This window comes from Turicibacter sanguinis (assembly GCF_013046825.1).
GTDB lineage: Bacteria > Bacillota_I > Bacilli_A > MOL361 > Turicibacteraceae > Turicibacter > Turicibacter sanguinis.
Map to the genome: position 1 here is coordinate 2,485,142 of NZ_CP053187.1, position 13,693 is coordinate 2,498,834.

The window sequence follows — 13,693 nt, forward strand, 5'->3', positions numbered from 1 at the left end:
TAGTCTTAACCCTATTATTTTATAATATTTAACGTTTTTTATCTATTCTTCTCGTATGAAATGTCGAAAAAAGTAAAATTCTAAGGGTAAGTTTAAAAGGATTGTGGTGAAAGAATGAAAATTGGTTATCTTGAAATCGTCTTATCCGCATCTTGGGTGCGTAGTTTAAAAGAGAAACGAATGCTTGTGAGAAGTATCGTAGCCAAAACACGTCAAAAATTTAATATATCGGTTAAGGAGTTTGCAACACTTGATGAACATCAGACCATTACGCTTGGAATCACGTGTGGGTCGAATTCTACTTCACAAATCGATGCGATTTTGGATCAAGTGGTTAATTTTATTGAATCAAATTATGAAACAGAAATAATTGGGATAGAAAGAGAAATTTTATAATGGTTTAAATTGTCATTCATTTCTAATTATAGTATAATTTGATACATCTTAAACAAGGTGTGATTAAATTGGAAAAGTGGTTAGAAAAACGAATTTCATTTATAAAGGGCTTATTTTTTGTGAGTTGCGCTTATATTATCATTAAGATGGTGGATAATTATCAAGTATTTTTTGCTAGTTTTAAAGATATCCTAGCGACACTCTCTCCTTTTTTATTAGCTTTTATAATCGCATATATTTTTAATCCGGTGATGATGTTTATTGAAAAACGATTTAAGGTGAAACGTAATCTAAGTCTTAGTCTCACATATTTTGGTTTTTTACTCCTGTGTTACTTGATGATTAGTTTTATTTTCCCTGTCATTTATCATAGTGCCTCAGATTTAATCAAGCAGATTCCAAGTTATGCAACTGAAATTCAAACCTGGATTAATGGGTGGACCAATCAAATGTCTGGTTTTGATTTTGGAGAGTTGAATGAGTTTAAAACACAATTGTTAAGTATGATTCCAAAAGTGACTGAAATCTTGACCAGTTCAATCGGCTCATTGGTGTCTATCACTTATGGTGCCGTGACCTTAACAGGAAATGTTCTATTAGCTTTTATTATTAGCATTTATATTTTAGTTGAAAAAGAAAAATTTACTGAGATGTCTAAAAAGTTGATTTATATTATCTTTCGCCCAAAAAATGCGGGATACATATTGCAGACTTCACGATTATTTCATGAAAACATCGGTAAATATCTAATTGGAAAGTCCATTGATTCCATTTTCGTTGGGATTTGCGCAACGATTGGACTCGCCTTGATGGGTGCTAAATATGCCGTCCTTTTAGGAGTTATTTTTGGATTAACAAATATGGTCCCGTTTGTTGGGCCTATTTTTGGAACACTGATTGCCGTTGGAATTAATTTATTCTATAATCCCATCGTGGCAATCATTGCCCTGATTTTCTTACTGATTGTCCAACAAGTAGAGTCTTTAATTATTGATCCAAAAGTGGTTGGTCAAAAGATGGGGTTAAATCCATTCTTCACCTTATTAGCCGTCACGGTTGGAGGGAAGTTAATGGGTATTGTTGGGATGATTTTAGGTGTTCCGATTATGGGAGTTTTAAAATTATATGCCTCAAATGCGATTAACTACTATTATGACAAAACAATTCTAGTTTGCGAACAAGAAGAGTCTGACGAATAAAAAAAGCCCTCGAATCTCGAGGGCTTTTTTTATCCTAAAATACCGGCTTTGCGTCGTTTACTTTTGCCTTTTTGACCTTTTACCATTTCACGACTCGGAATCATATGATTGTTTTGATTAGCTGTTTGTTGTTTCTTTTTATTTAATAAATCTTGAATAGATTGTTTAGTTGTGGATTGATTCATGATGAAAACTCCTTATCTCTTAAAATTCTTATCCTAATTGTAACGAACTTTTTGATTCCTGACTATATAAAACAAGTAAAATAGAACGAAAAAGATAAAATTTTGACATAGGACTTGAATTTAAATTGATTATTTGATAGAATGATGTGGAATTTGCGAATAAAATCTTTTTAATTTTTACAAGTGTTGAACCCCCACTTTGAACAAACTTCAAATTGGGGGTTTTTCTATGTGAAAATAAAGAAAACGGTTCGCAAGAGTTTAATTTTAGTTAGAAATGAGGGGTAAGATGCCAAAAAACAATCGTAAATTTTATAAACGATTATTTATCTTAGCAATACCAATTGTCTTACAAAACTTGATTACATCATCGTTAAATATGTTAGATACGATGATGATAGGAAGTTTAGGAGAAGTCCAACTTGCAGCTGTTGGTGTTGCGAATCAGTTTTATTTCTTATATAGTTTACTTGTGATGGGAATTGGAGCAGGATGCTCGATTTTAATCGCTCAATTATGGGGAAAAGAAGACACAGAGAATGTTAAAAAAGTTTTACAACTCGGGTTAGCAGCAGGAATAGTTTTTGCTGTTATTTTCACCGTGATTGGATTCTTTGGTTCAGAATCGATTATTAAAATATTTAATCCAGATCCAGATGTTATCCGTTTTGGAAGTGAGTATCTTCGTGTTTCTATTTTTAGTTATTTAGCGACGGCTATTTCATTTGTATTTGCTGGTGCACTTCGTAGTATTGGAAATACTGCATTACCGATGTGGGGAAGTTTAATTGGATTAATCATTAATGGCGTATTCAATGCAATTTTAATTTTTGGATTACTTGGATTCCCAGCACTTGGAGTAGTAGGGGCGGCCATCGCAACACTAATGGCTCGATTAGTCGAATGTTTTATTATCATCATCGTCGTGGCCTTAAAAGTTAAACCACTAAACTTATCATTCAAGCAACTCGTTACATTTGATCGTCTAATGGCGGGGATGTTATATCAAGCAGCTTTACCTGTTGTTTTGAATGAAGCTTGTTGGGGATTAACAAATATTACTTATAATATCATTTATGGTCGAATGGGAGTAAATGCCATTGCTACGACACAAATTACGACGACGATTATGAATTTATTTATGATTGTGGTCTTTGGAATGGCCCATGCTTCTGTAGTGGTCATTGGAAACGAAATTGGAGCAAATCAAGAAGAGCAAGCGATTATTTACGCTAAAAAGATTATTCGCCTCGCGTTAATTATTGCGGTCGTCATGGCGGTTGGTCTTGTTTTATTTGCACCAGCCATTGTTGGAATTTATAAGGTTTCAGATCTTGTGCGACAAAATGCGATTCAAATCTTGTATATCTTTGCTATTTTTATGCTGCCACGTGTTTATAATGGTGTTCAAATTGTTGGAATTTTACGTGGAGGTGGAGATGCAAAATACGGTTCAATTGTTCAAGGTTTAAGCATGTGGATTTTTGGAATTCCGTTTGGAATCATTGGAGCCTTTATTTTTAAATGGCCGATTACCTATGTCATCTTCCTTATTTCATGTGAAGAAGTAATCCGTTATTTAATTATTAGTCGTCGTTTCCGTTCAAATAAATGGATAAATAATATGGTTCGTGAAATGGCATAAAATTTCTAAAATAGACTTGTTTTTCAGACTCTTTCTAGCTATAATAAGGTAAAATAGTTAAAGATTATGATAAGAAAGAGTAAATCTAGTCAACTTTTTTAGAGAGCTAACGGGTGGTGGAAGTTAGTAAAGCATCTAGGTTGAAGCAGTCTTTGAGTCGCTAGCTGAGAACTAAAAAGCATGTCTTTTTAATTAGGCTAAGACGTTCCCTCGCGTTACTGAGGACTTGAGTGGGTAATTTAAATTACTTATTAGGGTGGTACCGCGAAGTAGTCCTTCGTCCCTTTTTGGGATGAAGGACTTTTTTTATTTTCATTTGAGCTAGGAGGAAAGATGATGGAAGAAATCTTAGAGATTTTAGAACAAAATAGTCGATATACCGACGAGCAAATTGCCGTGATGACCGGTAAAACAGTAGAAGAAGTTCGCGAAGCGATTCAAGATTATGAAGAGCGAAGTATTATTGCAGGCTATACAACCCTTATCAATTGGGAGAATACGGGTCATGAAACAGTGACGGCGTTAATTGAGGTAAAAGTGACACCACAACGTGGAGCAGGATTTGATAGTGTCGCAGAACGCATTTATAAATTTGATGAAGTGCGTGCTTGTTACCTGATGTCAGGTGGATTTGATTTAACGGTCATTGTGGAAGGAAAAACGATGAAGCAAGTGGCGATGTTTGTTTCTGAAAAATTAGCCGTTCAAGAATATGTCTTAAGTTGTTCAACACACTTTGTCTTAAAAAAATATAAAGATCATGGAACCATCTTTAAAGACCAGGAATTTGATGATCGTGAGGTTGTGATTTTATGAGATTAGAAAATATGATTTTAGAGAATGTAAAAAAAATGCCACCATCTGGGATTCGAAAGTATTTTGATATGGTGCATGAAATGGAAGGTGTGATTTCTTTAGGAGTAGGCGAGCCTGATTTTGTGACTCCATGGAATGTTCGTGAAGCGGGAATTTATTCACTTGAACAAGGTCATACCCATTATTCTTCGAATGCTGGATTCATGGAATTGCGTCATGAAATTTCACGTTATTTACATCGCCGTTTTAATTTAAGCTATCAGGTGGATGAAATTTTAGTAACCGTAGGAGGGAGCGAAGGGATTGATCTTGCACTTCGAGCACTTGTTGGTCCGGGTGATGAAGTCATCATTCCAGAACCAAGTTTTGTCGCATACAAAGGATGTACGACATTTACTGGAGCCACACCTGTTGTGATTGAATTAAAGGCTGAAAACGAATTTAAATTAACTGCAGAAGAATTAGAAGCCGCGATCACGCCTAAAACAAAAGTTTTAATCATGCCGTTTCCTAATAATCCTACGGGAGCGATTATGACACGTGACGAACTTGAAAAAATCGTAGAGGTTGTCAAAGATAAAGACATCATTATTATTTCGGATGAAATCTATGCGGAATTAACATATGAAAAGGAGCACGTTTCCATTGCAAGTTTTGATTGCGTGAAAGATCAAACATTGGTGATTAATGGATTTTCAAAAGCGTATGCGATGACAGGATGGCGACTTGGATACGTCTGCGGTCATCCAACTTTAATCAATGCCATGAAAAAAATTCATCAATATGCGATTATGTGTTCCCCAACAACCTCGCAATATGCTGCGATTGAAGCGATGAAAAATGGAGATCATAGTGTTGAGACGATGGTTAAAGAATACAATCGTCGTCGTCGAGTCCTTGTGAATGGATTTAGAAAGTTGGGTCTTGATTGCTTTGAACCATTAGGAGCTTTTTATGTTTTTCCGTGTATTCAATCAACGGGATTATCATCGGATGAGTTTTGTGAGAAATTATTACGATCAGAAAAAGTTTTAACCGTTCCAGGTAATGCTTTTGGGGATTGTGGGGAAGGATATATTCGTGCGTGTTATGCGTCATCTATGGAAAATATTATGGAGGCGTTAGTTCGAATTGAACGTTTTTTAAAACAAAATCCAACACGTTAATTAAACAAAAGAAAAGGTGAAGCTTTTGAAACATCAAGAAGAGTTAGCGACAAAGCCGGTTTATCGCTTATTAATTCAATATTCGATTCCTGCTATCGTAGGGATGATTGTTAATGCCCTGTATAATGTGGTAGACCGTATTTTCATTGGAAATATTCCCGAGGTCGGTTCACTCGCCATAACAGGTGTTGGCATTACGCTACCAATTACCACCATTATTCTAGCCTGCGGGATGTTAGTAGGAGTTGGAAGTACCGCTAATATCTCGATTAAATTAGGGCAGGGGGAGCGAGAAAATGCAGAGCGTTTAATAGGAAATAATATCACCTTATCGACCATTATCGCTTTAGCATTGACGGTTCTTGGCCTTGTTTTTAAAACGCCGATTTTAAATTTATTTGGGGCAAGTTCAAGCACTTTGCCTTATGCCGATCGGTATATTACAGTGATTTTATATGGAACGATTTTTAATGTGATGGGCTACTCTTTAAACAGTAACATTAGAGCAGATGGAAACCCCAAAATGGCTGCTTTAACGATGGTTGTTGGATGCATCATTAATATTATTTTAGATCCTATTTTTATCTTTGGATTAGGATGGGGAATTCAAGGAGCGGCTATCGCAACTGTTATTTCTCAGGCTACAACTGCTATTTGGGTGTTACTTTATTTTGTTATGGGAAAATCACGATTGACGTTTAAATCAAAATTCTTGAAGCTTGAGTCTAATTTAGTCAAAAGTATCCTCGCAATTGGATCAGCTCCATTTGCTATGCAATTAGCGGCGAGTTTAGTTCAAGTGGTCTCAAATAATACGTTAAAAGCTTACGGTGGTGATTTAGCCATTGGAGCCTTTGCGACGATTTCTTCCATTTCGATGATGTTTTTAATGCCGATTTTCGGTATTAATCAAGGAGCACAACCAATCATTGGTTACAATTATGGAGCTCGTGAATACCATCGAGCGAATCAGACCTTTTTATACTCTGTTTTAATGGCGTCTGCTTTTTTAACCATAGGTTTTATTGTGATTGAATTTTTCCCAGAAATGATGATTTCACTTTTTAATCGTGATCAAGAGTTGATGGCGATTACAGTCAAAGGGATTCGGATTTATTTATTCATGTTTCCATTTGTCTCGATTTCAATTATTGGATCCACGTATTTTCAGTCCATTGGAAAAGCACGGATTGCTATGATTCTAAGTTTATTGAGACAACTTATTTTATTAGTTCCTTTGCTTTTAGTTTTACCTCCTTTTTTAGGATTAGATGGTGTTTGGTTGGCACAACCCATTTCGGATACATTAGCAATCTCAATCACCCTCTATTTCTTAGTCAAACAATTTAAAAAAATGAAGCGATTAGAACTAGCAAAAGGCGAAAAGCACTGAAATTTTTCAGTGCTTTTTTTGGTTGTTCTAACATAAATTGTAATATGAATTAAAGGGGAGGATTTCAACATTGAAACGTCGTATTTACAAAGTAATCATTAAACTAATCATCGCGGTTGTCGTATTGGGAGTTATTTTAATCGGAGGAATTTTAGCATATCGACGAATTGAACAGCGACACGTTCAAAGTCAAATTAATCAAATCATTGATAGCGGTGGAATCAGTGAAATAAGAGAAATAGAATTAGGAGGTGTGACGCAATACATTGCAATCGAAGGGATGAGTCAAAGTAAACCACTGTGCTTATATTTACATGGTGGGCCTGGCTTATCTGTTCCATATGGGATTAGTGCACGTGGACAAAATCAAGATTTGCTGACACATTGTACGGCTGTTTATTGGGATCAACGGGGATCAGGAAAGAGCTATGATGAGACCTTGACTAGTCAAAATGTCTCTTTAACACAATTGCAACAAGATGCAAAAGAATTAATCAATTATTTATTAGAAACGTTTAATAAAGACAAACTTTATGTAATTGGATTTTCTTGGGGAACTGTTCTCGGAATGAACTTAGTAAAAGAAATTCCGCAGCTCATTGAAGCATATTTTGGCATTGGACAAGTCGTCAATCCATCTAAATCTGATTTAGAACTGTATGAATGGCTTATCGATGAATACGCAAGTATTGGGGCGAATGAATTAGTTTTAGCACTGAAACAAATGGGATACCCGCCTTATCAAAAGGTAGCGCATCAAGAACTTTTTACGAAAGCAATTACTAATAGTGGAGCTTATATTAAAATGCACGATGGTGTAGCGGGACTCAATATTTCAAAATGGATTGCTCAAGCCTTCTCATCACCTGACTTAAGTATAAAGGAAGCTTATGAAACGTTGTTTAAAACATCACATAAGGTTTTAACACAAAGTAACTTATGGGCTGAATTGAATGCGGTTCAATTTGATGAAGACATGACAAACCTTAAAATTCCAATCTATTTTATATCAGGAGTCGATGATTATATCTGTTCAAAAGACTTATTACAACAATGGTTTCAAAAATTCCAAGCCCCTAAAAAGGATTATCTCATCTTAAGTCACTCAGCTCATTATATTTCAACACAAGATGAACCATCCATGAATGATTTTATCAAACAAATTATTAATGAGGTTTATCCAACAAAAGAAATAAAGGATGAAGCCGGATTGAATGAAGTGAATTGAAAAGAGTGCTTAATAATGGAAAGTAACGGGATTTTTCCGATATTGAAATATAATCGGTTAGCCATAGTGGAAATCAGAAAAAAATAAGATAATTCATAGCTTATGAGATGAAATTAAAGTCATTACTCATGATATATTTTAATATTAAATGATAATTAAGATTTATAACGGTAAAAAACATTTACTTGTATCTCAAATCACTCTGCCCAGCTCATCAGGTAAAAGTTAGACAATAAAACGAGGAGATAATAGAAATCTAGCATTTTCACTTGATGTATGAGTTTTTATTATCAAGAAAGAATTAATTTAACTCCAAAAAAACTATCTCGCTTGAGATAGTTTTTTTGTTATAGGAATTGAAATTAGGATAAAACTAATAAAAAGAATGAATTTGAGTTGAGGTTATTTATGAAGAAAATGTCGTTATATCAAGCCACCATTATTGTTTTGTCTTTTGTTGTCATCATTATGACGCTGTTACAATTAACTCTCTCATTAACGCCTCAAATTGATGCGCTTTTTAATACATTAGATGTTTTAATTTGGCTATTTTTTTTCGTTGATTATCTGGTGAGACTTGGAGTCAGTAAAGATAAGAAACAGTTTTTTTTATCTCATAAGATAGATTTAATTGTCATCATTCCCTTTTTCTCCATTTATCGCTTATTTCGGCTCGCTCGAGTGGCAGAATTATTACCTTTGTTAAGATTTACAAAGGTGGTAAAGGTCACAGTCATGTTAACGACAGCTTTTAAACAAATCAGTCAATTTTTTAAAACGAATAATCTTCATTATGTGTCCTTAGCCACTCTTGTCATTGTATTGTTAGGCGCTGGTGGGATCTCACTCGTTGAAGGATTTTCATTTAAAGATTCATTATGGTGGAGCATTGTTACGTTAACGACGGTGGGATATGGTGATATCGTACCTAAAACGGGAATCGGACGTCTCATTGCTTCTGTTGTCATGTTAACTGGGATTGGCTTTTTAGGAGCTTTAACGGGGACGATTTCAACCTATTTTTTAAATAAAAGCCATGATGTCTATCGTCCTAAAATTGTAGATGAGATGATTGAAAAATTGAATCATTTTGATGAATTGAGCTTTGAGGAATTTCAACAAATTATTTCTGTCTTAACCCTTATAAAAAAAGGTCAGGAGGAAATACAAGAAGAACGTGTGAAAGTTATTGAGAAAAAAGAGGAAGAGTAACCTAAGGTGTGATATGATAGTAGACTGTAAAGGAGAGAGAAAATGAATCAACCTAAAATCATTAATATTCAGGAAAGACTTCGCTTATATACGCCGGATAAATCAGAGTGGGATCACGCACTGCCTTGGTATCAAAATGAGAAAGTGATGTATTTATCAGAAGGAATTAGCAATCGAGTTTATGGGCTAGATGAAATTTATAATATGTATGAATTTTTAAGCACTAGAGGAGAACTTTATTTCATTCAAGTTTGTGAAAATCAGGATTGGGTCTCGATTGGAGATGTCACGTTGTGGGAAGAGAATCTACCTATTGCCATCGGTGTTGAGGCATATTGGCAACAAGGAATTGGAAAGCAGGTGATTAAAACCCTATTAAAGCGCGCTAAAGAGAAAGGGATGCAAAAAATATCTGTGCCTGCCATTTTTCACTATAATACGAGTTCACAACGGCTTTTTGAGTCGCTAGGGTTTAAAAAAGTTGGAGAAAATTCAACTGAAAAGTCATATGAAAAAATCATTAGGTAATCTTAGGAATCTTAATTGACACTCAAACATACATTTTCTATAATAAGATTATTAATTAGATAATTAACTAATTATTGGGGGATGGTATAATGGTTAGTACATCATCATTCATCATGATGGGGATAACGTGTTTTGTTTGTTTTATAGTACCACTTGTTTTAATTTGGTGGCTAAGAAAGAGATATCAAGCTTCTATTACAAGTTTTTTAACCGGAATGATTGCATTTGTCGTTGCAGTTCAGGTGATTGAAGCACCGATCAATTATTATTTCTTAGTCGTAAATGGAAACACGTCAAGTTGGTTAACTCAGCCTGTTATTTATAGTTTATATGGGGGATTAATGGCTGGTATTTTTGAGGAAACAGCTCGTTATCTTTGTTTTAGGTTTTGTTTAAAAAAACAAACAAGACTTCAAGATAGTTTGAGCTATGGCGTTGGCCATGGCGGAATAGAAGCGATGCTAATTGTCGGGACAACGTATATTAGTAATATCGTTATCTCTTTGTTTATTAATCATGGATTAATTGAAAATTTGGGGTTTAGTACAGCACTTGAGCAATCCATAACCGAACAATTAACGATGGTGTCGCCCATTATATTTGGGGTGGCAGGCTATGAACGTTTGATGACGCTCATCATCCAAATTGGATTATCGGTTCTTGTGTTTAAAGCCGTTCGTGAACGTAAAATCAAGTATTATCTTTTCGCTATTTTATTACATGCCTCGTTAGATTTGCCAGCGGCGCTTTATCAACTTGGAAAAGTTAATTTAATTGCAACCGAAGGACTCGTCACGCTCTTTGCCATTGGATTCTTAGTGTTTATTTTCAGACAAATAAAGCGATATAAAGAAGATTTATCTATTCCTGAGGATCAAGAATTACAAAAGTATCAAAAAGCTGGGTATTAGTAACATAAGGAGGTAAGTTAGTGAATAAGGTTTTTCAAGCACTCGCGGATCCCACTCGTCGTACGATTTTAAAAAAATTGAACAAGGGTGAGATGACAGCGGGGCAAATTGCAGAATGTTTTGACATGAGTAAGCCTTCTATTACTCATCACTTAAACATCTTAAAAAATGCGGATTTAGTACAAAGTGAAAAAAGAGGGCAATTCGTTGTCTATACGTTAAATACAACCGTGGTTCAAGATGTGATTGGGTGGTTTTATGAGTTTATGTATCGAGGAGGGAATCATGAAAATTAATAAATTTTTAGTCAGTGTGATAGGATTGACACTCGTCGCAACACTCATCGCTTATCCTGTTTTACCACAGCAAATTCCAACGCACTGGAACATCAATGGTGATGTGGATGGTTACAGCCCTAGATGGATGGCTATTGTTCTAGCTTGTCTTCCTGCTTTCATGTATGGGTTATTTTGGCTTATGCCAAAAATTGATCCAAAGCAAAAATCTTTTTCTAAATTTACAAAAGCATATGAACGTGTGATGTTAATCTTAATCTTATTTATGGTTGTCTTACAAATCATGACTTTTCTTGTTGCTTTAGGAGTTGAACTGCCCATTGATTTGATTGCTAAGATTGGAATTTCGATTTTATTTATTGTCATGGGGAATTATTTAGGACAAGTGAAACCGAATTATACGTTTGGCATTCGTACGCCATGGACTTTAGCAAGTGATGAGGTTTGGACTAAAACGCATCGTATGAGTTCTTATTTAATCGTTGTGAGTGGCGTTTTAATGCTTTTCTGTGCTTTTGTATCAGGTATAGTAGGAATGAGCTTATATCTGGCTTGTATTTTTATTCCAATCATTTTTTCAATGGGATACTCATATTATCTATATCATTGTCAATCGAATAAAAAAGATGGAATTTCTTAAGAAATTCCATCTTTTTTTTACAAGTTTTCCGTTGAAGTTATGCTATTTTTAGATTGAATAAAATCCAAAATTTATGACATAATAAGGTACATGATTAATGACAAAAAGGTGGGGAATGGATTGGATATATATACAGTTTTAGATTACTTTTCGACTTATGGTTTATATTTTTTATTTATCATTGTGTTTCTCGAGTATATGAATTTACCTGGACTACCAGCTGGAATTATTATGCCTGCCGCTGGGATTTTAATTGCAAGCAGTGACATGAACTTCATGACCGCCTTAATTGTTTCGATTATGGCGGGCTTATTAGGAAGCTATGTCTTATATTTTATTGGTTATTTTTTAGGGAAACCCATTTTAGATAAATTTTATCAAAAGTTTGTCAATTTACAACCGTCTATTGATAAGGCGATTGGGTATACGGATCGCCATGGAAATAAAGGGGTATTTATTGCCAGGCTTATTCCGGTTGCTAGAACATTGATTTCATTAACAGTGGGAACGCTTCGAATGAACTTCGTCTCATTTAGTCTTTATTCAATGGCAGGGATTGCCATATGGAATATTGTGTTTATCTATGCAGGCTATGCATTTGGTTATTTATTTTTAAAATAATAATAAAGGGGGATTTTTTTAGTTGGAGGATGCAATATGATCGCGTTTCTTTTAATTATAATCAGACTAATTAATCTCTTTTTAATTGGGAATTTAATATTTTATAAACGAAAAGAACCTTCTTTATTATTGGCTTGGATACTTGTTTTAGTTTTTATTCCGGTCATTGGGTTTATTTTTTATCTACTTTTTGAAAGAACACCAAAAGTGTCAAAGAAAGTGAATCTAGTTGATACCATTGAAGAAAATGTGAGTGATTTACATTATGAATCAAACGTTGATGAACCTATCAGGTCCATTATGCGGTATAATCGTCAATTTAATCAAGCGAAGTTAACACGATATAATGATTTGACGTTTTATTCTGAAGGGGAATTAAAGTATAAGCAACTGTATTTAGATATCAGTCAAGCCACGACATCTATTCATTTTCTATATTTTATTATTCGTCAAGATGAACTCGGAACTGAATTTGTCAATTTATTAGCAAAAAAGGCACACGAAGGGGTAGAAGTACGCGTTATTTATGATGGGGCGGGATGCTTTGGAACACCGATGCATTTTTTTGATCCAATTATTCGAGCAGGCGGAAAGGTCTATAATTTTCACCCTGCTAAAATACGTTTAGTTGGATTAAATTATAATTATCGTAATCATCGTAAAATTGTGGTGATTGATGGTAAAATAGGTTATATGGGAGGAATGAATATTGGAAAAGAATATATGTCTTTAGATCCGAAATATTCTCCTTGGCGAGATGCTCATTTGCGAATCATAGGTGAATCCGTTCGTTTTTTACAGCTCCGTTTTTTACGTGATTATTTCATGGTTTGTGATGATGTTGAAGAAGAAAATCAGATTAAAACAAAATTCAAGAATTATTTCTCATCTCATAGGGGTGAGAAAGAGTGTGAAATGCAAATTGTGAGTGATGGACCCGATACGAGTACGGATGATATTAAATCAGGGATGGTAAAAATGATTCAAACAGCCATGAAGTCGATTCAAATTCAAACCCCTTATTTTATACCGGATAATTTATTTCTCGAGACGTTAAAAATGGCTGCTTATTCAGGCGTTAAGGTAGAGGTGATGATTCCAACGATTGCGGATCATCACTACGTTTATCGAACGACTACTTCATTTATTAAAGAGTTACGAGAAGCAGGAATTACCGTCTATTTATATAAAGGGTTTTTACATTCAAAAATTATGACAGTTGATGGCAAAGTTAGTTGTATTGGTTCAACTAATATGGATCAAAGAAGTTTTAAAATTAATTATGAAATTAGTGCTTTTGTTTATAATGAAACGTTTACAGAGCAGTTAAATCATCAATTTAATAAAGATTTGGAGAATTGTTTAATAGTGGATGACTCATACGAATTAAATAAGCGATGGTGGGTAAGAATGGAAGAAAGTATTTATCGCGTCATCTCGATGATTTTATAAAGGAC

At 34.5% G+C, this 13,693-nt stretch carries 15 protein-coding genes and 1 other annotated feature; of the genes, 14 read left to right on the forward strand and 1 reads right to left on the reverse strand.

Annotated elements, in window-relative coordinates; all coding sequences use genetic code 11:
- Window positions 1-114 precede the first annotated feature (114 nt).
- The gene (locus HLK68_RS12080; RefSeq protein WP_006783643.1) at window positions 115-396 is read left to right on the forward strand and encodes a DUF503 domain-containing protein; all 282 of its coding nucleotides are present in this window, start codon (window positions 115-117) and stop codon (window positions 394-396) included.
- 59 nt (window positions 397-455) lie between these two features.
- Window positions 456-1,595, forward strand: a complete 1,140-nt coding sequence (locus HLK68_RS12085) for an AI-2E family transporter (RefSeq protein ID WP_237701252.1) — start codon at window positions 456-458, stop codon at window positions 1,593-1,595.
- Between the two features lie 29 nt (window positions 1,596-1,624).
- Here the strand turns inward: HLK68_RS12085 and HLK68_RS12090 are convergent, their stop codons facing one another.
- On the reverse strand, window positions 1,625-1,780 hold the full coding sequence (locus HLK68_RS12090) for a hypothetical protein (protein WP_006785141.1): 156 nt from the start codon (window positions 1,778-1,780) through the stop codon (window positions 1,625-1,627).
- A gap of 289 nt (window positions 1,781-2,069) precedes the next feature.
- On the opposite strand from HLK68_RS12090, the gene HLK68_RS12095 reads away from it, so the two are divergent.
- The 12 genes from HLK68_RS12095 to cls all read left to right on the forward strand — a co-directional run bounded on the left by HLK68_RS12095 (window position 2,070) and on the right by cls (window position 13,688).
- Entirely contained in the window at window positions 2,070-3,425 is a 1,356-nt protein-coding gene (locus tag HLK68_RS12095) for an MATE family efflux transporter (RefSeq protein WP_009606370.1), read from the forward strand.
- A 57-nt stretch (window positions 3,426-3,482) separates the two neighbouring features.
- Window positions 3,483-3,713: a binding site (T-box leader), on the forward strand.
- Window positions 3,714-3,761: 48 nt separating this feature from the next.
- Complete coding sequence (locus HLK68_RS12100) at window positions 3,762-4,241, forward strand: Lrp/AsnC family transcriptional regulator (RefSeq protein WP_006785139.1); 480 nt, start codon at window positions 3,762-3,764, stop codon at window positions 4,239-4,241.
- Window positions 4,238-5,407: an aminotransferase class I/II-fold pyridoxal phosphate-dependent enzyme gene (locus HLK68_RS12105; RefSeq protein ID WP_009606369.1), complete on the forward strand. Its 1,170-nt coding sequence runs from the start codon at window positions 4,238-4,240 to the stop codon at window positions 5,405-5,407. Before HLK68_RS12100 ends, HLK68_RS12105 begins: the two co-directional genes overlap by 4 nt.
- A gap of 16 nt (window positions 5,408-5,423) precedes the next feature.
- Window positions 5,424-6,800: an MATE family efflux transporter gene (locus HLK68_RS12110; protein WP_238843595.1), complete on the forward strand. Its 1,377-nt coding sequence runs from the start codon at window positions 5,424-5,426 to the stop codon at window positions 6,798-6,800.
- Window positions 6,801-6,870: 70 nt separating this feature from the next.
- Window positions 6,871-8,028, forward strand: a complete 1,158-nt coding sequence (locus tag HLK68_RS12115; protein ID WP_132942626.1) for an alpha/beta hydrolase — start codon at window positions 6,871-6,873, stop codon at window positions 8,026-8,028.
- Between the two features lie 408 nt (window positions 8,029-8,436).
- Complete coding sequence (locus tag HLK68_RS12120) at window positions 8,437-9,240, forward strand: potassium channel family protein (RefSeq protein ID WP_009607372.1); 804 nt, start codon at window positions 8,437-8,439, stop codon at window positions 9,238-9,240.
- 42 nt (window positions 9,241-9,282) lie between these two features.
- On the forward strand, window positions 9,283-9,768 hold the full coding sequence (locus HLK68_RS12125) for a GNAT family N-acetyltransferase (protein ID WP_006784899.1): 486 nt from the start codon (window positions 9,283-9,285) through the stop codon (window positions 9,766-9,768).
- 89 nt (window positions 9,769-9,857) lie between these two features.
- Window positions 9,858-10,679 (forward strand): YhfC family intramembrane metalloprotease, encoded by an 822-nt coding sequence (locus HLK68_RS12130; RefSeq protein WP_006784900.1) that lies wholly within the window; start codon window positions 9,858-9,860, stop codon window positions 10,677-10,679.
- A gap of 20 nt (window positions 10,680-10,699) precedes the next feature.
- Entirely contained in the window at window positions 10,700-10,975 is a 276-nt protein-coding gene (locus HLK68_RS12135) for an autorepressor SdpR family transcription factor (RefSeq protein WP_006784901.1), read from the forward strand.
- The gene (locus HLK68_RS12140; protein ID WP_055164734.1) at window positions 10,965-11,615 is read left to right on the forward strand and encodes an SdpI family protein; all 651 of its coding nucleotides are present in this window, start codon (window positions 10,965-10,967) and stop codon (window positions 11,613-11,615) included. The genes HLK68_RS12135 and HLK68_RS12140 overlap by 11 nt, the downstream gene beginning before the upstream one ends.
- A gap of 120 nt (window positions 11,616-11,735) precedes the next feature.
- Window positions 11,736-12,236: a DedA family protein gene (locus HLK68_RS12145; protein WP_006784903.1), complete on the forward strand. Its 501-nt coding sequence runs from the start codon at window positions 11,736-11,738 to the stop codon at window positions 12,234-12,236.
- Between the two features lie 36 nt (window positions 12,237-12,272).
- A complete protein-coding gene (gene cls / locus HLK68_RS12150) occupies window positions 12,273-13,688 on the forward strand; it encodes a cardiolipin synthase (protein ID WP_055164731.1) in 1,416 nt (471 codons plus the stop codon).
- The last annotated feature ends 5 nt before the right edge of the window (window positions 13,689-13,693 follow it).